This window comes from Rhodopirellula europaea 6C (genome assembly GCF_000338295.1).
GTDB lineage: Bacteria > Planctomycetota > Planctomycetia > Pirellulales > Pirellulaceae > Rhodopirellula > Rhodopirellula europaea.
Map to the genome: position 1 here is coordinate 1 of NZ_ANMO01000024.1, position 21,602 is coordinate 21,602.

The 21,602-nt window shown below is 55.2% G+C and carries 17 protein-coding genes; 5 read left to right on the forward strand and 12 right to left on the reverse strand.

What is annotated here, in order from left to right; genetic code table 11:
• A partial coding sequence (locus tag RE6C_RS01825; RefSeq protein WP_052034905.1) for a putative inorganic carbon transporter subunit DabA occupies positions 1-2,404 on the reverse strand: 2,404 nt, incomplete at its 3' end.
• 220 nt (positions 2,405-2,624) lie between these two features.
• Here RE6C_RS01825 and RE6C_RS01830 point away from each other — a divergent pair.
• From RE6C_RS01830 to RE6C_RS01850, 4 genes are all read left to right on the forward strand, one after another.
• The gene (locus RE6C_RS01830; protein WP_008653301.1) at positions 2,625-4,004 is read left to right on the forward strand and encodes a two-component system sensor histidine kinase NtrB; all 1,380 of its coding nucleotides are present in this window, start codon (positions 2,625-2,627) and stop codon (positions 4,002-4,004) included.
• Positions 4,001-5,368: a sigma-54-dependent transcriptional regulator gene (locus tag RE6C_RS01835; protein WP_008653305.1), complete on the forward strand. Its 1,368-nt coding sequence runs from the start codon at positions 4,001-4,003 to the stop codon at positions 5,366-5,368. The genes RE6C_RS01830 and RE6C_RS01835 overlap by 4 nt, the downstream gene beginning before the upstream one ends.
• 247 nt (positions 5,369-5,615) lie before the next feature.
• Complete coding sequence (locus RE6C_RS01845) at positions 5,616-7,313, forward strand: SulP family inorganic anion transporter (protein ID WP_008653306.1); 1,698 nt, start codon at positions 5,616-5,618, stop codon at positions 7,311-7,313.
• Positions 7,314-7,340: 27 nt separating this feature from the next.
• Positions 7,341-7,724, forward strand: coding sequence for a translation initiation factor (locus RE6C_RS01850; protein WP_008653307.1), 384 nt, complete (start codon positions 7,341-7,343; stop codon positions 7,722-7,724).
• On the opposite strand, the gene RE6C_RS01855 is transcribed toward RE6C_RS01850, so the two are convergent.
• The 8 genes from RE6C_RS01855 to RE6C_RS01890 all read right to left on the reverse strand — a co-directional run bounded on the left by RE6C_RS01855 (position 7,706) and on the right by RE6C_RS01890 (position 18,112).
• Positions 7,706-8,389 (reverse strand): class I SAM-dependent methyltransferase, encoded by a 684-nt coding sequence (locus RE6C_RS01855; protein ID WP_008653310.1) that lies wholly within the window; start codon positions 8,387-8,389, stop codon positions 7,706-7,708. The genes RE6C_RS01850 and RE6C_RS01855 overlap by 19 nt on opposite strands.
• A 6-nt stretch (positions 8,390-8,395) precedes the next feature.
• Positions 8,396-9,649 carry a protein kinase domain-containing protein gene (locus tag RE6C_RS01860; RefSeq protein WP_008653311.1) on the reverse strand — a complete coding sequence of 418 codons (1,254 nt, stop codon included), beginning with the start codon at positions 9,647-9,649 and terminating at the stop codon, positions 8,396-8,398.
• Entirely contained in the window at positions 9,646-12,228 is a 2,583-nt protein-coding gene (locus tag RE6C_RS01865; protein WP_008653314.1) for an ATP-binding protein, read from the reverse strand. The genes RE6C_RS01860 and RE6C_RS01865 overlap by 4 nt, the downstream gene beginning before the upstream one ends.
• 3 nt (positions 12,229-12,231) lie before the next feature.
• Positions 12,232-12,606, reverse strand: coding sequence for a hypothetical protein (locus tag RE6C_RS01870; protein ID WP_008653315.1), 375 nt, complete (start codon positions 12,604-12,606; stop codon positions 12,232-12,234).
• 13 nt (positions 12,607-12,619) lie between these two features.
• Positions 12,620-14,281 (reverse strand): serine/threonine protein kinase, encoded by a 1,662-nt coding sequence (locus tag RE6C_RS01875; protein ID WP_008653318.1) that lies wholly within the window; start codon positions 14,279-14,281, stop codon positions 12,620-12,622.
• 80 nt (positions 14,282-14,361) lie between these two features.
• Complete coding sequence (uppS, locus tag RE6C_RS01880; protein ID WP_008653320.1) at positions 14,362-15,096, reverse strand: polyprenyl diphosphate synthase; 735 nt, start codon at positions 15,094-15,096, stop codon at positions 14,362-14,364.
• Positions 15,093-16,553, reverse strand: coding sequence for a tetratricopeptide repeat protein (locus tag RE6C_RS01885; RefSeq protein ID WP_008653321.1), 1,461 nt, complete (start codon positions 16,551-16,553; stop codon positions 15,093-15,095). The genes uppS and RE6C_RS01885 overlap by 4 nt, the downstream gene beginning before the upstream one ends.
• The gene (locus tag RE6C_RS01890; RefSeq protein WP_007328293.1) at positions 16,553-18,112 is read right to left on the reverse strand and encodes a sigma-70 family RNA polymerase sigma factor; all 1,560 of its coding nucleotides are present in this window, start codon (positions 18,110-18,112) and stop codon (positions 16,553-16,555) included. Before RE6C_RS01890 ends, RE6C_RS01885 begins: the two co-directional genes overlap by 1 nt.
• An 807-nt stretch (positions 18,113-18,919) precedes the next feature.
• Here RE6C_RS01890 and RE6C_RS01905 point away from each other — a divergent pair.
• A complete protein-coding gene (locus tag RE6C_RS01905; protein ID WP_008653329.1) occupies positions 18,920-19,465 on the forward strand; it encodes a TFIIB-type zinc ribbon-containing protein in 546 nt (181 codons plus the stop codon).
• A gap of 102 nt (positions 19,466-19,567) precedes the next feature.
• Here RE6C_RS01905 and RE6C_RS01910 read toward each other — a convergent pair whose 3' ends face one another.
• From RE6C_RS01910 to RE6C_RS01920, 3 genes are all read right to left on the reverse strand, one after another.
• The gene (locus RE6C_RS01910) at positions 19,568-20,395 is read right to left on the reverse strand and encodes a class I SAM-dependent methyltransferase (RefSeq protein ID WP_008653332.1); all 828 of its coding nucleotides are present in this window, start codon (positions 20,393-20,395) and stop codon (positions 19,568-19,570) included.
• A 21-nt stretch (positions 20,396-20,416) separates the two neighbouring features.
• Positions 20,417-20,971 carry a DinB family protein gene (locus RE6C_RS01915; RefSeq protein ID WP_008653335.1) on the reverse strand — a complete coding sequence of 185 codons (555 nt, stop codon included), beginning with the start codon at positions 20,969-20,971 and terminating at the stop codon, positions 20,417-20,419.
• A gap of 129 nt (positions 20,972-21,100) precedes the next feature.
• A complete protein-coding gene (locus RE6C_RS01920) occupies positions 21,101-21,592 on the reverse strand; it encodes a thiol-disulfide oxidoreductase DCC family protein (protein WP_008653336.1) in 492 nt (163 codons plus the stop codon).
• Positions 21,593-21,602 lie beyond the last annotated feature (10 nt).

Consider the following 21,602-nt stretch of genomic DNA (forward strand, 5'->3'; position numbering starts at 1 on the left):
GTGTTTCAATGACATCTGATTCGATTCGCCTGAACAACTCGCGAAGTGACCGCGGCAATAGATCCAAATCGTAGTAGTCGACGTCGTCATTGCAGGTGTTGTGATAGGCACCGACGAAGCGGACTTCATCGGGCAGTTTGATTCCCTGTTCGGCAACGCGGCGACGCACCCGAGGATCGTTGGCCATCACGGCGAACGCCCGAGCATTGGGGCCGCCTCGACCGCCACTGCACGCGCCGCAGTTGTAAGCGGATTCGTGTGGGTTGTTCAGGCTGCCGCTGCCATGACCAAAGAACACGATGATTGGTGGGAAGGCATCGACCATGCCGATGTCTTGCAAAATCCGAACGACAATTTGAGACATCTCATCGAGGCTGTACCCCATCGACTCGGCATCGGGACCGGGGGCTTCTGCCAGTCGTTCGAGATGCAACTCTGTTGCTGGCGGACGAACCAAGCTTCCCATCGATTCGCGAATTTGCGATGTCAATCGAGGTGCCAAGATGCGCGCGACCATCGGTACCGTCGCAATGGCACCAAACAACCCGGTGACCCAACCGCCAATCAACGTTCGCGAATTTTGATGAACTTGGTGAGCGAACCAACCCAGCCGGCGTCGCCGAACGGCACGTCGTTCACCAGCGGCCATTGAAGAAAACAACGGTTCTTCGCGGACGTAGTGCTGTGGTTTTACGATCGCCGGACAAAGAGGACGAAAGCTAGCGTGGTCGGCACCCTGGTAGTACATCGCCACGGCAAAGAAGCCGGCAGCCGATGCGGTGCGGCAATCCGGAGCGACTTCTTCCAGATGTCGGCGAAAGGATTCTTCGCGATCGTCGATGCAGAAGATCGCAGCGTAGGCCGGACGCCGTCGCGAATTCGCGGGCAATTCACGTCGGCGACGAGAGTGAATCGAAATCGCATCAAGTGCTTGGTTGGCGTAGTGGCGTTCGTACGCGGCATGCAACAACCGGCGGCGATCCAACGATGTGAATGACTCGATTTCGGTTATCAAACATCGCCATTGAGCGGCCGACATGTTCAACATTTGTTCGGGAGTCCAGCCTCCCAATTGAGCCAGCTGAAAAATCGTGTGGGTGCGAGAACGCGTCGACGGCGTGGACCGGACATCCGCCGATTTCAACGCAAGTCGAAGGATCGCGCTCGCAGTTCCGATGTTGAACTTGGCTTTGCCGAAGTGCTCGATGGCGTGTGCCAACAAAATCAAACGAACGGCCAAGTACTCGTTGAGCGATCCATTGGGGATTGGATTGGCCAAGAATGGACTGTTCGTTTCCATTTGCCAAATCATGCCTGCCCAACCTCTCAGCGAAAGCAGACATTCCGACAGGAAACTTTCGCAGTCGTTGTCCGAGATGCCCAGCCGTTCCAGCGATTGTTCAATGCTTTGAATGGCATCCCAATCCGACGACTGGACTTCATGTAGCGAAGCGTCAACGTGTTTCATCCAATCGGCACGGATGCTCCACCGGCCCAAGTACAAACCCGCGAAAGCCTTGGCGAAGCCGTTTTCTCGTTCGGGCAATGTCCAATCCGCGAAACCTTGGTCGAGGAAGCAGCCACAAAAACGAATCAGGACGTCGTCGATCTTCGTATTCAGATCCATCCCGAGTTCACTCAGCATCAGCCGATGGAGTGAATCATTGCTCACCGCCTTCGGTGGTTGAACGTCGGCTGTCTCAACACCCAGTTGGCAAGTCTCCCACAACGCGTGCAGGGTGAAGGCTTCCCATTGTTGATCGCTCCAGCGATGGATCTGGGATTCACCGGCCGCTTTCAAGCGATCTTGCAATGGAGCGGGAAGTGGCGATGCCGGATTCGACGACGCGGTGTCAGTGGTGATTGATTCCAGGTGTCGCATTACCCAACCGCGAGTTTGGGTGATTGTTTTTTCCCGATACGGCGTGGGGACTTCGTCTCGAAAGCGTTTCAGCAATTCGCTCTCGGCCAGGACCCAGCTCAGCCCTGATTCGGGCATCGGTTGCAGTTCGGTTTGCAACATCGACAAACGCAGCGTGTAGCGAGTCCCAAAGGACGCCACCAGTTTGTCAGCGTCATCCTGCAAGTCAGCCATCAACACTTCACGAAGATCCTCGCGGCTGATACGACCTCGCAGAAGCTCTTCGTGGTAGCGTTCCTCGCTGAGATAAGGCTCGCAACCAAATCGGCGTCCACCCTCGATCACTGCTTTCTCGAAAGGCAGGTCTTCGAAAGCGTGCAACGTGTTGTGGTGAACGAATACTGAGATAGGGCCCTGCGCAGGCAAGAAGTGACGTGCGTGTTCGATCGCTTGCAGGACGTTTGTGGTTCGATGTGAAGTGTTTGGTTGAGTGTCCTTGTGAAAGGCGCGAAGCGGCGATTTGGGATGCGTCCAAGAAAACAGAAGGTCGTTGGGAAAGCACGTGTTGTGCCAAGGGCGGTTCTGGGAGAAAACGAGTGCGACTGGCGGGCTAAAACAGCGTCAAAAACGGAGTTTCCGCCCGCTGAGGCAATCTCGCTCACGTTGCATTTCTCCTGACGGTGTGCAGGATCTTGCACGCAATGTGTGCAAAGCATTGCACGCTGACCGCGAATGAACATGACCCTTCAACCACGCAATCCCGATGTTTGACAACCACGATGGACCCAGCGTCAGGCGATTCGCAGCGGTGCTGGCACTGTTGAGCCTGACAGCTTTCGCGGTCACCGCGTCCATGCTGTACCACGTGCATCATGAACAAGAAATCTTTGCCAAACTGACCCAGCACCTGCCGAAGAGTGATCTCGAGGCCGCTCGTGAATTGTCAGGCGAACTCAGTCTGCAAGGCGGATTGTTGGTCCTGTTGGGGCTGAACACAATCGGAACCGCGGTCGCCTTTGCTTGGGTCGTGCGAGGCTACCTGACCAGCGAACGGACTTTGGAAGATGTCAAAGTTTATTCAGCAGACGTGCTGGCCAGCATGGACGCCGGAGTGATCACCACCGATCGAAACGGACGGATGACCAGTATCAACCCGAGCGGAAAGCAGTTGGTCAGTTGCGATGAAGAACATTTGGGGCGAACATTGGAATCACTCGGAAAGCGGCACGCGTTGCTGGCCGAGATTCGCGAAGACGTCGCGACTTATCATCACCCGATCCGCGACCGCGACTACAACCTCGACAATCAAGGCCATCGTCAAACGCTGCGAGCCGGATGCACTCTGTTGAGAAATCGAAGGGGTGAGGAAATCGGCACTGTCCTGCACGTGCGGGATGTGTCGGAACGAGCCTTGATGGAAGAACGTCTCCGCCGGATGGAACGTTACATGGGTTTGGGATCACTCGCGGCGGGTTTGCAGCACGAAATCAAAAATCCGCTCAGTGCCTTGTCGCTGCATATTCAGTTGCTTTGCGAGCGATTGGAAACAACCACGCAGGACGCGGAAGTTGATGAACTTCTGGACGTTTTGCACACTGAGATCCGCCGCATCAATGATGTTCTCGATGGGTTTCGCAATTACGCTTCCACCAACGAAGTTGGCCGGACATCAGTGGACGTCGCGATTCTGATCGAACGATTGGTGCGTTTGCTGCGTCCGCAAGGTGAGCAGCAATCGGTGAAGCTAGACGTGCAGCTTCCCGCTGAAATGCTGGGACTGATCGAGGGTGATTCCGTGGGTCTTGAACAAGTCCTGCTGAACTTGGCGCTCAACGGAATGGCTGCGATGACTGACGGAGGAAAGCTTACATTCCGGCTTAGTCGCCAGGACGAGTTTGTTCGGATCGATGTGCGTGACGAAGGCATCGGCATTCCCGAAGAAATTCGGTCTCAGATTTTTGACCCTTACTTCACGACTCGCAACAACGGCACTGGCATGGGGTTGGCCTTGTGTGACAAGATCGTTCGCCAGCACGATGGCAGCATCGATTTTCGGGTGATTGAGAACACCAATCCCGACTCCGACCACTCCGTTTTGGGTACCGAGTTCACGGTCCTCCTTCCACTGAGTCAATCAGCATGAACCGCAGCGAATTTTCGGTACTGATCGTCGATGATGAACCCAACATTCGTTCGGGGCTTCAGAAAGGATTGGTCAACGAAGCGGATCGAATCGAAACCGCTGCCAACGCGGAAGAAGGCTTGGCGACGTTCGAATCCGGTGTCTACCAGTTGGTGATTGCCGATGTTCGACTGGGTGGCGGCATGGACGGAATTGAATTGCTGGGGCGAATTCGGCACCTTGATCCGGAGGTGGCCGTCATCGTCATCACCGCCCACGGGACGGTTGAAACCGCCGTCGATGCGATGCGTGCTGGCGCGTTTGATTTCATCTCCAAACCGCTCGATCTGAATTTGGTTCGGCAACAGGTTCGAAAGGCACGCGAGCACCGAGAGCTGCGTCAGGAAAATCAATCGCTGCGAACTCGGTTGGCCGACGCTGGTGAGTTGTCAAACATCATCGGTCAGTGTGCCGCGATGCAGGATGTGTTTCATCAAATCCGACAGGTCGCCGCGACCGAAGCCACCGTGATGATCCAGGGCGAGAGCGGTTCGGGCAAAGAACTGGTGGCGCGAGCGTTGCACGATTTGAGCGACCGAAGCGGTGGGCCATTTGTGGCGGTCAACTTGGGAGCAATGCCCGAGACTCTTCTCGAGAGCGAATTGTTCGGCCACGAGAAAGGGTCGTTCAGCGGTGCTTCGCGGCAAAAACCAGGCTGCTTTGAGCAGGCGACCGGTGGAACATTGTTCCTCGACGAAGTCACCGAGATGTCAGCGAAAAGCCAAGTCGATTTGCTGCGGGTGTTGGAGTCACGTCGCTTCACGCGAGTCGGCGGTGAGAAGTTGTTGGAAACCGACGTGCGAGTGGTTTCCGCCACAAACAAATCGGTGCCAGAGCTGATTCAAGACGGCACCTTTCGCGAAGACCTTTACTACCGATTGAATGTCATTCCAATCGAAGTGCCTTCGCTTCGGCAGCGTCGCGATGACATCCCTTTGTTGATTGAACACTTCCTTCAACACTTCTGCACACGTCATAGGCGGCCGATGAAACAGATCGCTCCGGACGCCATGCGTGTGCTGGTCGGAGCCCAGTGGCCGGGCAATGTTCGGCAGCTCCGCAATTTGGTCGAGCGTTTGGTGGTGACTCACACCGGCGACGTGATCGATTCAAACGAACTCCCCGCCGATTCGCAGCCCGCTACAACAGATCGAGGGGTAAAGACGCTGCCTGCTTCGCTCAGCGAAGCGGTCGAAAACTGCGAGCGTGAGATGATCTCGACCGTTCTGGCCGAATGTGACTTCCACCGAGAGAACACGGCCAAACGTCTGGGTGTCAGCGTTCGGACGCTCCACTACAAAATGGGCCGCTACGGTCTGCACTGATTCGTGCAATTCTTTGCATGTTCCACGCAATCGTTTGCACGTTCAGTTGGCGGAGGCTCCTTCGACGCGGCGATTTCTTCAATTTCCAAGAAATTTGAGAAGTGTTTCGCCCCAGAAAATGCTGGGGAAATGAGCGGACTGCCCCAGGTCACGCGTGTTGTGAAGATGGGTTGGTACGACGCCTGCAATTGAGTGCGTTGACCTCTGCAATGGCAGTGGTTTTCACTCAATTCGCAATGCCAACTTCATGATGAATGCACCTTCGAATTCTTCGACTGCCAGCATGGATACCCCACCCCGCGGTGACATCAGCGGGTTCAAGCGGTTTCTAAAAGACGATTTGATCGCCGGCGGCTTGGTGTTCTTGATCGCCCTGCCACTCTGTTTGGGGATTTCACTCGCCTCTGGGTTCCCGGCGATCGCTGGTGTGTTCACCGCGATCGTCGGTTCGATTCTGACGACTTTTCTGAGCAACAGCGAGCTAACCATCAAAGGTCCTGCGGCCGGGATGATCGTGATCGTATTGGGGGCCGTGAATAGCTTTGGCTATACCGCTGGAGTGGACCCCGTCGCCGACATGCAAGCGTACAAAATGGCTCTCGCAGTTGGTGTTGTTGCCGGTTTAGTTCAGATTGCATTCGGTTTGCTGCGAGCGGGGATTCTCGGCGACTTCTTCCCGACCGCTGCCGTCCACGGAATGCTGGCGGCGATCGGTGTCATCATCATGGTCAAACAACTTCCCATCGTGGTCGGGCAAACTGCCAGCGGTGAACCACTCGAGATTTTGCAGGAGCTGCCGCACCTCTTGATGAATGCGAATCCCGAGATCGCGTTGATTGGTGGCGTGTCGCTGCTGATCTTGTTTGGTTTGGCATTTTTGAAGAGTCGAACCAGCGACGGTTTCATCAACAAGGTGCCCGGTCCACTGGTGGTTCTGTTGGTCGCGATTCCGATGGGAATGGCGATGAACCTAAGCAGCGATCACACATACACACTGATGGGAAAAGAATTCGCGGTCGGCGAAAGCGACTTGGTGACCGTGCCGTTCAACTTGTTTGGTGCGATCACCTTTCCTGACTTTGGCGTTTTCCTGAGCAGCGAAACACTTCCCGCGGCTTTGGGCTGGGTTCTGATGTTTGCGTTGATTGGTTCATTGGAATCGTTGCTCAGCGCCAAAGCGGTCGACATGTTGGATCCCCACAAACGAAAAACCAACTTGGACCGAGACCTTTGGGCGGTTGGTGTTGGCAACATGGCGGCCTCGTTGATTGGCGGTTTGCCCATGATCTCAGAAATTGTCCGCAGCAAAGCCAACATTGATAATCAGGCCAAAACTCGTTTCGCGAATATGTGGCATGGAGTTTTCTTGCTTGGATTCGTCGCTTTGTTGCCTGGTTTGATTCACAACATTCCACGAGCGGCGTTGGCCGCGATGCTGGTCTTCACCGGCTTTCGTTTGGCATCGCCCAGCGAATTCCGAAGTGTGTACCGCGTTGGCCGCGAACAATTGATCATTTTCGCGACAACGTTGGTTGCCGTCCTCGCAACGGATCTGTTGATTGGGATTGCGATCGGCATTGCCACCAAGTTTGCCATTCACATGATCAATGGAGTTCCTCTGCGATCGTTGTTTGTTCCGACGTTGGAGTTCGATGAAGCTTCCGAAACGGAAGTCAACGTTCACGCGGGCGATTCGGCTGTGTTCAGCAACTGGATCGGTTTTCGGCGTCAGGTCGTCGAAAAAAGCCTCAAACAAGGCAAGAACTGCACCGTCGACTTCAGTGAAGTTCATTTGATCGATCACAGCGTGATGGAAAAATTGCACGAACTCGAAGGCGAATTCGCTCGCGAAGGGATTGAATTGAACGTCGTTGGGATGGATCATCATCAACCGTTCTCACGACACCCGATGGCTGCTCGAAAGCGATCTCTCGTGAGTCATTGATTCGATCCTTTTGCCCCCTCCGACGTCATGACGCGTCTCTTCGCGGGAACTCCGTTTGATATTCCTCCGACCTGCGATTTGTGCGGTCAGAAGGAATCCGAGTGCAAATGCACACCCCAGCAAAAGGCCGAGGCTGAAGCCCAACAGCAACGTGAAGCCGACCGGTTGCCGCCGGAAAAGCAAACCGCACGGGTTCGATTGGACCGGCGCAAAGGTGGCCGAACCGTAACGCTGGTCGAAGGTTTGACGTCCCGCGCGAATGATTTGCCAGACTTGCTTGGAACGTTGCAGTCTGCATGCGGTGCGGGCGGCACGGTGAAAAAGGCCGACGATTTGATCGAACTGCAAGGTGACCACGTCGAACGCGTGCGGCAGAAACTGGGCGAGATCGGCTATCGTCTCAAGAAGTGACCGGACGTCAGGAGTTGGCGGATCGTTTCCAACCTCGCCTGGCTCGTTTCGGTGAGGTTGGGTCTTGCTTGCAGATAGCGTTGTTCCTCTGCCAATCGCTGCAACAACTGTTCGTCTTTTCGCAACAGAAACCACGGCCCGAACATCAGGCCCATGGACTCATCCAAACCAGCCCGGTCTAGCTTCTGATAGACGGGATCGGGTGAAGATCCGGATCGTCTGAAAACCAGCACTTCGAAACGCCGTTTGATGCCGGTGCACTTTTCATCTGTCAACCAATAGCCGTTGTCTCTGGCCCATTGTCGGACGGAGTCGATTGCCTTGTTGGGTTGCAACACGATTTGTTGAGGCAGTCGGTTTGGATGCTCACTGAGAATGCGAACGATGGATTGGCCACCCATGCCACAAATGCTCAGTGAGTCAATTTCATTTTCCTCGATGACGTCCATCCCATCGCCAAGTCGAACTTCCGCGTTCAGTCGTTCCAAGGTGGCGGAGGAATTCTGATGCGGTTGCGGTTTGTTCTCCACCGCGATGCCTCGTTCGATCCGGCTGGCTGACAACAGAGCGGCGAGCAGATGACCATGATCCGATCCAATGTCGGCGTGGATCTTTCCTCGGATTTCTGCCGCAACCAGTTTGAGGCGGGCATCAAGTCGAGGCATGGCAGATCAAAGAGTTTGCGTTCGCAACGCAGCACGATCGTTCAGGAAATCGCGAAGCTCTTGGGCCAACTGGCCTGCTGATTGGGGGCGTTCCTCGGGATCGTCGGACAGGCATCGAGAAAGGATGGATTCGAGTTTTGGGTTGAACTTGGGGTTGATCTCGGTCGCCGGTCGCGGATCGGTGTTCGCAATCGCATCGATCGTTTCTTCGCGGCTCAGCGACAGCGCACCGTGCGGGTGCTCTCGAAGCAGAAACAGATAAAGCATCGTTGCGACGGCGTAAAGGTCCGATCGATGATCCACGCTGTTGGCGTCACCGCGGGCTTGTTCCGGTGACATGTAAAGTGGCGTTCCCAGGACAGCCCCATCGTGGGTGCTGTTTGCCGAGACGGGTGATTTGGTTCGGAACATGGATTTGCTCAATCCAAAATCAACCAGTTTGGGTTGCTCATCGGGACCCACCATGATATTGGACGGTTTCACGTCTCGATGGATCACACCATGATCATGCGCGTGCTGTAAGGCATCGCAGACCATCGCCATCATCTCGATAATGCGAGTCGCACGCGGAGATTCCCGAGCAATGTAATTCGCCAAAGAATCGCCGTCGATCAATTCCATCGCATAGTAAGCCAAGTCACGCTCTAAGTGGCTCGCATAGATTGTCGCGATTCCCGGATGATCCATTTTCCGCATCACCTGAATTTCGCGAGCGAACCGTTCGAAGACCAAATCGGTTGCAAGATCCGCGCGGATGATTTTGATCGCGGCCGGTTTGCCCGAGGCGCGGTGCATGCCTTTCCAAACGGTTGCAAAGGCCCCGCGTCCAATCAGATGATCAATGTCGAAACCTTCGATTTGAGGTTTTGTCCATTTCATCGGTGGAACGGCTTCAACAATTCGTCTCGCTGCGGTCAAGCGACTCTTTAGAAGCGGCGCGACAATCGGTTTGGTGAGGTAGTCGTCGGCACCCGCGTCCAACCCCTGAATCATGTCTTCATCACGATCGCGACTGGTAAGCAGAATGATATAGGTGAATTGGTTTTCCGGATCCTGTTTGATTCGGCGACAGATTTCGACGCCTTCCATCCCTGGCATCAACCAATCAAGCAATGCCAAACGAGGCGGATCGTCGGACTGGAGAAGCTCGTAAGCCTCGTTGCCATCCGACGCCAACTCGATCCGATAGCCCCAATTCTCGACAGCTGCCGAAATCAGATTTCGCCAAACTGGATTGTCGTCAGCGATCAGCAATTTCATAGTGTTTCGTTTCCGGGGTGTTCTCTTCCGGATGAAGAACGCAGAAACTTCTTTAGTTCAGTTTGGGCCAAATCGAAGGCACTGACGAGTGCTTTCATTTGATTGTTAAAAAAATATGATGCCTTCTCTTCAGACGTCTCCCATGAAGGAAAGGTTTCCAACCTGTCGGCGATTTCTTGCGCCCGCGTCGCACCAATTGCCGAGGCGGTTCCTTTTAACGTGTGCGCGGCTCGAGCAATTTGCGTTGAATCACCCACTTCGATGGCCTGTCGCAGCCTTTGCATTTGCGGTGGCAATTCATCGGTGATGGTTTGGACTAACATTGCGAGCACCTGCAAGTCACCACCGACATTGTGAAGGATCACCTCGCGGTTCAATGGCTCAGCCAATGAATCGTCAACATTGGTTGAAGGCGTCTTTTCGATTGGTTGAGCCGGAGAAACCAAGTCGTCTTGATCGTCGGTATGAGACTCGAACGATTCGATTGTTTCAAACAACACCTCGGGCGGATAGGGCTTTGTGAGGCACTCATTCATCCCGGCATCCATGCAGCGTTGTCTGTCTTCACGCATGGCATGGGCGGTCAATGCGACGATGGGAACGTCGTTGGCCGGAGATGGTAAATCGTTTCGAATGATCTGGGTCGCAGTTAATCCATCGATGCCCGGCATTTGTACGTCCATCAGGACTAGGTCAAACGAATGCAATCGGAGTTGCTCCATGGCGTCTGTCGCATTGGAAACGGATGTCACACGATGCCCTCGTGCACGCAGCATTGTTTCGGCGACGGTGCGATTGATAACACCATCTTCGACTAGCAATAGCTCACGCGGTTGATCGCACTGTCCAAACGCCTTGGCGGACGTCTCAAGTGGTTGAGTCTTCGCTATCTCATGGGATGCCACTCCGTTGGTCGTTTGCAATGGAATGTCGAAGCGAAAGCTGCTGCCTTCGTTTGGAACACTGCTGACCTGAAGACGCCCACCCATTAACTCCACTAATTGTGAACTGATCGACAAGCCCAACCCGGTTCCGCCGAAACGCCGCGTCGTGGATGAGTCACCTTGGGTGAATGCCTCAAAGATTTTGGATTGCTGCTGCTTCGTCATGCCAATGCCGGTATCGGTGATCGTGAATGCGATGCGAGATCCTTTTGAATCGGAGGTGTCCAACGTCGTCGCGTCTTGTGTCTCGTTTTCGACGGTGACAATCACTCGGCCTTGTTCGGTGAACTTCAGGGCATTTCCGACCAAGTTGATCAGGACCTGACGAAGTCTTGTGGGATCACCGACAATGATTTCGGGGACACCGATGGGCGGTTGGAATTGCAGGTCAACCTCGTCGTTCTTGAGATTCGCAACGGCGTGCATGGTTTGGCTGAGTAGATCCTTTAACTCGAATGGGACGGACTCCAGCGTCATCTGTCCCGAATCAACCTTCGAAAAATCAAGGATGTCGTTCAGGACCGTGAGCAGACCTTTCGCAGAGGTCTGAATCATATGCATGTAGTGTCTTTGTTGCTCGTCGAGCGAACTGCGATTCATCAGTTCGGCAGTTCCCAAAATGCCGTGCATGGGCGTTCGAATTTCGTGACTCATGTTGGCCAGGAATTGGTTCTTGATGACGGCCGCCTGCCGGGCCTGTGCGGCGGCTTGGGTGGCCAAATCTCGCTGGTCCTGCAGCAGAGCGTGGTTCCGCTGTTGGGCAACAATACCCGCCTTCAGCATTCCTATGCTGGTGACTGCACCTAAAAACAACGTGATGAGTGCGGCAACGATTCCCATCGCGCCGAAACGGGTGACGACGATCGAACGAATGTAGTTTCGGGCTGGGAAATCGACTCCGACCAACCCCTCGATGTTCCCGTTAGCATCAAATATGGGCGCATAGGCGGAAACCCATACTCCCCAACGGTCCACGCTGGGTTGATTGCCAAAGGTTGTTGCGCCTCGGAAAGCCTGTTCGATTTGTTCGACGCTTCTGTCGTAGAAGATTTCTCCAATCTCCGTGCGACTTTCTCGAACGCCTTCGATCTTTCCATCGCCGCTGTAGTCCGTTTCCGAGTCGACGATGATTTTGTAGGGATGTCCGTCGTTATTTTCGGGTTCGGGCAATGGACGGGTGGCCAAATCCGACTCACCTATCCGTCGCATGGTGTAGATGTCGGCGACTTGTGGATTAACCGACAACCAACGCTTTTGAGCTTCGATCATGCCAAGGTATAGCGGATCATCCGGCGACGTTTGCTCGTCGATGTTCGCATGCCCAAGTTGTTGCAGTTCCGCAGCATAGGTTGGTGCAATTCCGAAAACTTGTTGTCGCATTCGCGATCGCTGGACACGGTCGGCGGTTTCGACCGCGATGAAACCTCCGACCAGCAACAACACGAGAATGCAGAATGACAATTTCGTGTGCAGGCCCGATCCGATTGCCTCGGGAGAGGTGGACGATTCCGGGTGTGTTGTCGAAGGCGGCGGCATGGCCCGCCGGACCCGCGAAAGGATGGAGGAGTGCCCGACTAAGAACACGATGGTGAACAAAGCGTAGTCGATGCGATATTCGTACCACGCTTGTCCCATCGGTCAGTTGCCCTGTGCGGGGGCGAGCGTGTGTAGCACCAGCATGCCGACTACTGCGAAGAGGGCGATCGTGTAGACCAGCACCACGCTTGACCAAAGAACTCGTTGCCATGCAGAGAAGTTTGGATTTCGCCACAAGAGCGGAATCCCAAAGGCACCAGTCACAAAGAACAAGACAGTCAACGTTGCCACGGGGCGATTGGACCACTGAGCCGCGTCGTCGTTGTGGGCACCGTTCAGGTAAGCCGGTGCAACCGTTCCTGGTTGAATCACGACCGAACGATGAACACCATCGGAGACGCCATGCTTTTGCTCCGCTGACGAGTCAACGCCTTCGTTCGGCGACGGGAGTTCCAGGTTCGCTTCGGCGGAAGTCATCCAGACGATCTCGCTAAGGAAGTTTGTCGACGGCGGCACCGGCGGATGTTTCCGCCAATCGACTTTGTGCGGTGGCAACGAGTGGTTCGACAGCCGCATTGGATCCGTACAGTTCTTCGATGCTGTACCAGATCTTTCGCGCCGCGATGGTTCGCCCTTCAACGAACATCCGGTCAGCTTCTTTCAATCGGTCCGTGATGATGCGGGCGGCTTCGGTTTGGTTGGTGTCAGCCTGTGAGATTTGTGCGATGCGGTTGCGAGCGAGATTGACCAAAGGTTTGTATTGTTCTTCGTCGCCGAGCACCGTGATCATCGATTGGTACTTGTCGACCGCGGTGGCATTGTCACCAAATGTTTCGTACCGCATGGCTTCGGCAACGAGGCGTTCGGCTTCGTTCTGGAGCGGCAAGTTGCGATTCATTTTGACTGTCAAAGCGTGCTCCGCCTCGACCATTCGCACGCGGTCGATTTGTTCGGCAGCCCATTCGGAATGCTCTCCATCCGGGAACTGAGCCAACATCGGTTCCAGGTAACTGATGCGAGCTTGCGACATCGACGAACGTGTGTCTTGTGCGAGCAACTCCTCCGCTTCGTTTCGCATCTTTGATTCGTTCATTGGCCAAGCGACCCAAACCAGTATGCCAATCAAAACGGCCAGAATTGGTAGCAGCACCAACGCTTGATCATGCCACGGTGTCGCATCCGGAATCGAATCCACTTCAGCTTCGATTTCTTTTCGCCCCAACAACTTGCGGGCTTCTTTGCGATCCGCATCATCGGTCACGGACAGCGGACTGAAACCACTCGAGGCATGCTCGGCGACGCCGCTGCGAGACATTGAACGTTTGCGGACTTCGGCTAGCTGAAGCTTGACCGCGGCAGCCGACACGGGACGCTGACCGGGATCTTTGTTGAGCAACTGCATCACCAATCGATCCATCCACACGGGGCATTCCATCACGGTGGAAGCCACGGAAGTTGGCGACTGATATTTCAGATTGCTGGTGACTTCTTGAACGGTGGAACCGGTGATCGGCGGCGCACCGGTGAGTGCCTCGTAAAGCAACGCACCAAACAGATAGAGATCGGTGCGGGTCGTCACCGGATCGTTTGGCGTGGGGGCCTCCGGAGCCGATCGCATCATTTGGCCGATCGATGGTGGACGCGAAATGTGGTACGGGCCGCTTCGAAAGGGCGGCGTCCCGTCAACGTCGCGAACATCGATCAACACGGGACTCAACCCGGCGATGATGACTTTGTCAGGGGTGAGTCTTCCGTGAACGATGTCGCGGTCGTGCAGATACATCAATGCATCGATCAAAGGCTCCGCGAGTTCGAGAACCGATTCCCAAGGCAACCGACCTCGACGCTGGATCTCCTCTGCCAAGGTGGATCCTTCGACCAATTCATGAGCCAGGTAGGCTTCCGACTCTTCGAAGCCGCCACCGTAGCATTTGACGATAGCTGGATGATCGAGTCGTTTGAGGCGATCCCATTCTTCCGCGAAAGCCTGTCGTGATTCTTGGGTTCCGCCAAATGGCATCTGGAAGACGCGAACGGCCACCGCTTTTCGCATTTTGATGTGCACGGCACGCCAAACACGCGCGTCCCTCGCCGACGGATCGGGACCCAGCGGGGATTCAATGGCGAGCGGACCGAGACGACTGCGAGGCATGAGGCAACGAACGAAAACGGAATGGAAAAAACACCTTCTCTATCATACCCACGTCATGGAAGATTGGGTCGGGAAGTGTGTCAGGCTCCCACGTTTAACCCGCCAAAACGACGTTGTCTGCCGGCAAACTCGTCCAAAGCCGCCTGGAAGTCGTCCCGCTCGAACTCGGGCCAGCATTTCGGGGTGAAGTACAACTCGGCATAGCTGATTTGCCACAGCAAATAGTTGCTGATGCGGATGTCTCCGCCTGTGCGAATCATCAAATCGACGTCAGGCAGTCCCGCCGTGTCCAGCGATTCATCCACCAGCGACTCAGTGATCTCGTCGATGGACCGCTCGCCGTCCCGGACTTGCTGAGCGAGTTGCCGAGTCATTCGAGTCAGTTCGTCGCGTCCGCCGTAGTCGACGGCCAGGACCAGTTCTGTGCCGGTGTTGTTCTCGCTCACCGCCTGCGTTTTCGCAATTTCTTTCAGGACTTCATCGCTCAGCCGATCGCGTCTTCCGATGAAACGCAATCGCATATTCTGATCGCGAATGGTTCGTCGTTCCTCAACCAGATACTGCTGCAGCAGGTGCATCAAGAAGTCAAGTTCAGCCTGCGGCCGTTTCCAATTCTCGCTCGAAAGGCAATACAACGTCAGTGCGTCGAGTTCCAGTTCGCTGGCCATTTCCGTGACCGTTCGCACCGTCGTGACGCCTCGTCGGTGGCCTTCGATGCGAGGTAAATCGCGTGCTTGGGCCCAACGGCCATTGCCGTCCATGATGATCGCGACGTGACGTGGAAGATTCATGCTGAGAAGTGGAACAGAAGTCATGCGAGTTTGGAAAGGACCGTTTCAACGCACGGTTTCCAATCCCCAAGTTCGGTTTGGCGAACGATTTCAACGCTGGGGTACCAAACGGTCGTCTCCCCCGATCGGAGCCAACGCCAGTCGGGGACTTTGCCCAGCAGCAATATCGTGCGTACACCAAGGGATCCCGCCAAGTGGGCAATGGCTGTATCGGTGGTGACCAACGCATCCAAGTTGCACAGCACAGCCGCGGTATCCACAAATTGTCCACCCGATTGATCGATGTCGTCGGGCAATCGGTGGATCGAACTTCCCAAATCGCTTTGCTCGAGTTGTTCTGAGCCATGGCCAAATTGCAGGCTGATCGATCCCACGTTTGGCATTTCGATCAGCGGACGAAACGTTTCCAGAGGAACGCTGCGATATACATCGGCATGGTGTTCGGGATTTCCCTGCCAGTTGAGCCCGATCAGCTTCTTGCCAGGTTGCTTCAGTGGTTCCAGGAAATTTGTCCAGTAGTGGACGGTCGAATCAGGAACGCTCAAGTAGCCTGCACAGTGGCTCGATTCATCCTGCTGAAACAAGTCGGCCCCGTCGTACAGTTTGCCATCGCGTTGATACAAACCGTCGAGAACCTCGAGGAACGATCCCTGGTAATCGATCTCGACACCCGCGGGCAAACTCATCAGCCCGGATTGAGCGTCGATGTCTGGGATCAAACGTTCGATTCCCAAACCCGATGGACCGACGGCGGAGGAAAACAGCGGGATCATCTTTGGCGGGCAGACGACCATCACGCGAGCACCATCCTGAGCAAGTGCCGCGGCGACACGCAGGAAGTGAATCGCATCACCGAGTCCCTGTTCGGGATAGATCAAAACGGTTTTGCCATTGAGTGGTTGGCCGGACCAAACCGGCACATGTCCACCCGCGGAACGCACGTGATCTGTGATCGCGGGACGACCGACGCCGGGCATTCGCCAACGCCACCGGTATTCGTTCCAACCACGGTCGTAATCACCCAGCAACAGCGAGATCACACCGAGGTTGCGGTGCAGTTCGGCATTGTCGGGCTGGATCGCGAGTCCTTCTTCGTACCATTTCAGACCGCGTTCGATTTCGCCGTTCCAGATCCAAAGCGTTCCGCGATTCTTGATCGCAGAAAGATAGCCTGGTTGAAGCTCCATCGCTTTGGCGAAGCTTGCCTCGGCTTGATCGACCTGGCCGAGCATTCGAAAAGCGTTGCCAAGGTTGTTCCAAGCGATCGGGAAATTGGAACGCAGGCCGATCGCTTTTTGGTACGAGTCCACCGCTCCGGTGAAATCTCGTTTGTCGAACTGAGCGATGCCCAGGTAGACCCAGGCATCAGCGGAGTTGGGTACCTGACGCAAAACGCCGCGATACATTTGCATCGCGGCGTCCACGTTACCCGATTGATGAACTTGCCAGCTTTGCTGCAAGATCTCGGCCAAGGTTGGCATCAGTCCAGGAAACCAACCAAATCTTGGCTGCGGCTCGGCTGTTGTAGCTTGCGAACCGCTTTGGCTTCGATTTGACGAATTCGTTCGCGGGTCACCTTGAAGATGTGCCCGACTTCTTCCAGCGTGTAGCTGTAACCGTCGCCCAGACCGTAACGCAGTTTGATGATTTCACGTTCGCGGTAGGACAGGCTTTTCAGCACGCCGGTGATTCGTTGACGAAGCATTTCTTGCGTCGCACCAATCTGTGGGCTTTCTGCTGTGCCATCGGGCAGCAGGTCGCCGAACTGGCTGTCTTCGCTGTTGCCAACGGGACGATCCAACGAGATTGGGAAACGGCTCATCGTCAAAACGCGACGTGCTTCTTCGATGGTGACATCGGCCCGACGAGCGGTTTCTTCGATCGAAGGTTCACGACCAAGTTCTTGCAACAACTGGCGAGCCACGTTGCGAACACGGCTCATGGTTTCAACCATGTGAACCGGAATTCGAATCGTACGGCTTTGATCCGCAACGGCACGGGTGATCGCTTGGCGAATCCACCATGTCGCGTAGGTGCAGAATTTGAAACCACGACGGTATTCGAACTTGTCGACCGCTCGCATCAAACCGGCGTTGCCTTCTTGGATCAGGTCCAAGAACGACAGACCACGGTTGCGATACTTTTTCGCGATCGAGACGACCAGACGAAGGTTACCTTCGCTCAGTTCACGTTTGGCTTGTTGGTAATCGCTGTAAACCGATCCCAACATCTTCACGCGGTTGCGAAGCGAGGTGGGCGTTTCCTGACAAGCGGTCAGAATCTGACGACGCTCGTGCAGCAACTGCTCACGAACTTCGCGGCCGTGCTTGGTTCGTTTTTGCTGACGCACCAACTCATCGATCTCGTCCAATCGGCGAGAGAATTTCTCTAGCAAGCCGATTCGGGTTTCGATGCGTTGTGTACGCAGACCGAGTTCCTCGACCAAACGAACCGCACGACGACGGCGACGAGCCAGTGCACGCCAAGCTTCCGCACGACGGCGGGCAGGTGCACTCTTGCTCATCGCGACTTTCCAGTCGTGACGGTTGCGATTGAGCAGCGTTTGAAGGGTTTTCAGGTTGTGTGGCAAACGACCAATGATCTGTTCTTTTTCCAAGCGGTCGGTCACGCTGACCTGAACGGTTCGGTCGAACGGCAGTTGGCCGCGGTAAACCTTCTTCAACGTCTTGTAGGCTTCGACCAATACGTAGTGGTTCTCGAGCAGCTTCGTGCGGAAGCGGCGGCGAGTTTCTTCGATACGTTTGGCTAACTCGATTTCTTGACGACGCGTCAGCAAAGGGATCTCGCCCATTTGCGTCAGGTACATTCGAACAGGGTCGTCCGACCAAGTTTCCGACTCATCGAGTGCAATCAGTTCGTCCGGGCTGTCCAATTGGACTTCGCCTTCGGGCGCATCGGCAACGCTGACCGCGTTGTCGTCTTCGCTGTCGTCGACTGGTAACTTGCGGAATCCTCCCGTGACCACGTCAGTGCTTTGTGCTGAAACGTCGTCGAAATCATCCATCATCGGATCAAACAAAGTAGATACTCCTTTAGGTGGCTGTCTTTTCTATGTTCGACGACCGCGATTGGTTTGGTGGGTCGTCACAAAGAACGCTGTGGCGAATCAGCGTTCGGGGCAATTCAATTGGTTTTGGAACATCCGTGTCGTGGGGCGGCGGCACTCGTATGAGCAGCTCGTCGTCGGAGTGTAGTTACGCCGAATGTGAGGTCGAGACGTAATCTGCCGCCGGGCATTCGGTCACTGGCGAAGTCGGTCAGGAGAAGTTCGAGAAGCACTTGGGTTTCGAGAAGAACAATCAATCAATAACGAATTCGAAACGGTCCATGTGTTGGGAATGTTGCCAGTGCGAGAGACGCGGGTGCAGATCAATTGACCGACCGACGACGTCCATTGAAGAAAATTCCGACACACAGTGACTCTACCACCCGTTAACCTGCGAACCTCCGAATCAACTGCCAATTGGAAAAATTTTCCGATTGACCCGATATTCCATCCTGGAGGCTGAAAAGGGACGGTGGACCGTTTGTTGCGCGAACCGAATCCCATTCGGAAGCGAAGACGAACGATAGCTCGTTGTGGTTGTATCGCGACTCATCCAGAGGATGTCCGGTCAGCAAACGTGATTCTCGTGATCGATTGGCCAAGCAAGTTGAAGAATTTCAGATGAAACTCTGAATCAACTTGCCGCCAAATGGCCGTTCGACGAGAGTGACGTCCTGACGGGAGCGATTGGTCGTGTGTTACCCTCAGCACACCGTGATTCTAGTTCCCAGAATGTCTCGGTCCACCCGGGCGTTGTTCTTTTGACCCGTGATTTCAGCCATGTATTTGCTTCCCTGTCCGCACTGCGAAGAGTCCGCCGAGGTCAGTCCCGCCCGAGCCGGTGACGAGATCTCCTGCCCTCATTGCGGTCAGAACATCCCCGTTCCGAAATTGGGTGAACTGCGTCAGCTCCCCACCGCAGAGGGCGACGCGGCGACGGAGAAGTCCAATGCCAAGGCGGCCGCGGGCCGTGCCAATCGGCCGACGGTGCTGTTCACGGCACTCGGTTTGCTAGCAGCAGGCCTCTTTCTGGCAGCCGCGTTTTGTGTCGTGAATTGGGCCACTATCAGCGTTCCACTGAACACCGAAGGACACATTGATGAGTTCCGTCAGGCCTACAAAGAGGTCAGCTCGGCTCAAATGATTCGGGAATGGGAAGAAATCAATCGCAACGGAGTCGACCTTCCGGCGATGTATCAGTACCGCGTCATGGAGCTTGACAAACAGGCTTGGCTGACCAACGCCGGGCTGTTTTCTGGAGCCGGTTTGCTGGCTGTCATCGGAGCATTTTTTGTCGGTCGATCGGGTCGAACCAGCGAGGTGTGAACCTGTTCAAAATCCAGAAAAAAAATTTGGGCCGATACAAATCTACACTGCTTGGTTGAGGGACACTTGGTTGGCGTCCTAATCGGGGGCATCTTTCCGTACTCAACCTTTGTTCTGCAGCACGTAGACGACATCTTCGGTCGACGCATCGACGGTGATGGGATCGTCCATGTCGTACGCGAAGTCGTAAGTCGCCAAGCATTCCCACTGGCCGTCCGCCGCGATCAACCGATTCATCTGGGCCGGTGTGTAACTTCGCAAATGAAGTTCATCGTTGATGCGGAAACTTCGACTGGGAGTGTGCACGTCAAAACGAATTCCGAAACGTTCCATTCGTTTCTTCTTGTCTCGGTTGATCGTCCACATGTGCGTGTTGATCGCCAAGTTGCCACGACGAGCCGACCATGACTCCGTTTCGCTGGGCGGCACCTTTGTTGGCGTCAGGTGCACACCGAGTAAGTAGATCCCGCCACGGCGAACCATCGACGCCATGCTGCGTAGGTGCCCGCGAGCGGCGGCTTCGGAATCGACGTGCCGGAAACTGTTGATCGTGTTGAATGCGACGCAGGCTGGCCCTTCCGCTTTGGACGTCTTGGCTTTGCCGAGTGCGGATCGGAAGTCAGCGGGTGAGAAGTCGCACATGTCCGCCACGATCGCGGTTGGTTTGAATCCGGCTCGTTCCAAACGTTGGTTGCAAAACTTGACGGCTTTCTCGTTCAAGTCCAATCCGCAGGTCGCATAACCTTTACGGTTCAGCGAAGCCATCAACCGTCCTGTCCCGCAAGCAGGTTCGAAGAACAACTTCGGTTTGCGGGTGAGAAAGGTGTCGGCGCAGTCCAGAATGAACTGCGTCTCCGCGGCGATGTCAGCTCCAAAGACCAAGTCGTAGTACTTGGGATGGTCGTAGATCGATTCTTCGAGGACTTCCATGGATTCAGTTTCTTTCAGTTCCTAGCGAACAGATTCCAGGCCGAGCCCACGTCGCAGCATTCCGATTTGGCCCGCGTGCAAACCTTCGTGAATCGGGCAAAACAACACCGCACCCAATTTGCAGGGGTACACCGCGTACGGCATGTCGATCTCCACGAGCAATTCGGCGGGATCCAGTGAGTCGAGCTCCGCCGTCGACAATTCGTGCACGCGATTCAATTTGTCCAGCAACTCTTGTGCGGACGGTTGGCCGTCGGTCGCCGCAGATGGTTGGCTGCCCCGAGCATAGGTCTTCCGAAAGCGACCTGGGATCAGTTCCAGGTCATCGGGGTGGCGACCTCGCATTCGAAACATCATTAAACCGTATTGGCTGACGGCCAAGTGCCCGACTTGCCAAGCCACATGGGATACGCCGCCCGGTGGAATCTCGAACCAGCGATCCATCGGAGTCGCTCGAAGAAGTTCCAGTGTGTACTGACGGGCAAATTCAATTTGGCCACGTGCGGCTTCGAACATCCGAATCGCGTCGGACAGCTCTGGCAGTGGCTTGTCGGAAGAGGGAGGTATTTGGCTCATCGCCGAACTTTAGCCCGGCCGCGCGGCTCTGTCACCCAGCGTCCAACGCTCTCCTACCGTTCAGATTCGATGTCACGTGCAAGTGAGGTCACCTCGGCGGTGCCTGACACGCCTTTTCCCGATCACGGCTCAGTGAATCGAACAACTTCCTGAGTCACACGATTTACCTGCCAGCCGATACCGACGTTTGGCGACTTCGTGATACAGCCGACGCCACAATTTTGCGGTCCCCGGCAGATGCAAAATCGGAGCAGCAAACCACAGCATTGGTAGTCGCCGCGAAAGATAGCGAACCGCATCGGCACCACCGTGACGTTGGCCTTGCTGATCAATCACGTACATCTGATCCATCAGCTGTTCTCGCGTCAGATCGGGATAACGGTCTGAAACCCGATCGTCATGGAGCGACAAAAATGCCAGTCGATTTCCGCCCCAATCCAGACGCCGAAGGTTCTGGACGCCCGCCTTGCAGAAATTGCAGTGCCCGTCGTAGATCACCACATCGCACGCCGGACACTGGTCAGGATCCGGCAAATTGCCAGATCCTCGTGTCGGTTGCGAAGCAGCGGATGACGGCTCAGCGGCCGTTTTCGCGTCGGTGATGGGTTGGGTTTGGGACATATGTGAAAGT

Excerpts from the sequence above, each read along its gene's own strand:
- RE6C_RS01830 (WP_008653301.1), top strand. The coding sequence starts at position 2,625 with ATGTTTGACAACCACGATGGACCCAGCGTCAGGCGATTCGCAGCGGTG.
- RE6C_RS01835 (WP_008653305.1), top strand. The coding sequence starts at position 4,001 with ATGAACCGCAGCGAATTTTCGGTACTGATCGTCGATGATGAACCCAAC.
- RE6C_RS01845 (WP_008653306.1), top strand. The coding sequence starts at position 5,616 with ATGATGAATGCACCTTCGAATTCTTCGACTGCCAGCATGGATACCCCA.
- RE6C_RS01850 (WP_008653307.1), top strand. The coding sequence starts at position 7,341 with ATGACGCGTCTCTTCGCGGGAACTCCGTTTGATATTCCTCCGACCTGC.
- RE6C_RS01855 (WP_008653310.1), bottom strand. The coding sequence starts at position 8,389 with ATGCCTCGACTTGATGCCCGCCTCAAACTGGTTGCGGCAGAAATCCGA.
- RE6C_RS01860 (WP_008653311.1), bottom strand. The coding sequence starts at position 9,649 with ATGAAATTGCTGATCGCTGACGACAATCCAGTTTGGCGAAATCTGATT.
- RE6C_RS01865 (WP_008653314.1), bottom strand. The coding sequence starts at position 12,228 with ATGGGACAAGCGTGGTACGAATATCGCATCGACTACGCTTTGTTCACC.
- RE6C_RS01870 (WP_008653315.1), bottom strand. The coding sequence starts at position 12,606 with ATGACTTCCGCCGAAGCGAACCTGGAACTCCCGTCGCCGAACGAAGGC.
- RE6C_RS01875 (WP_008653318.1), bottom strand. The coding sequence starts at position 14,281 with ATGCCTCGCAGTCGTCTCGGTCCGCTCGCCATTGAATCCCCGCTGGGT.
- uppS (WP_008653320.1), bottom strand. The coding sequence starts at position 15,096 with ATGACTTCTGTTCCACTTCTCAGCATGAATCTTCCACGTCACGTCGCG.
- RE6C_RS01885 (WP_008653321.1), bottom strand. The coding sequence starts at position 16,553 with ATGCCAACCTTGGCCGAGATCTTGCAGCAAAGCTGGCAAGTTCATCAA.
- RE6C_RS01905 (WP_008653329.1), top strand. The coding sequence starts at position 18,920 with ATGTATTTGCTTCCCTGTCCGCACTGCGAAGAGTCCGCCGAGGTCAGT.
- RE6C_RS01910 (WP_008653332.1), bottom strand. The coding sequence starts at position 20,395 with ATGGAAGTCCTCGAAGAATCGATCTACGACCATCCCAAGTACTACGAC.
- RE6C_RS01915 (WP_008653335.1), bottom strand. The coding sequence starts at position 20,971 with ATGAGCCAAATACCTCCCTCTTCCGACAAGCCACTGCCAGAGCTGTCC.
- RE6C_RS01920 (WP_008653336.1), bottom strand. The coding sequence starts at position 21,592 with ATGTCCCAAACCCAACCCATCACCGACGCGAAAACGGCCGCTGAGCCG.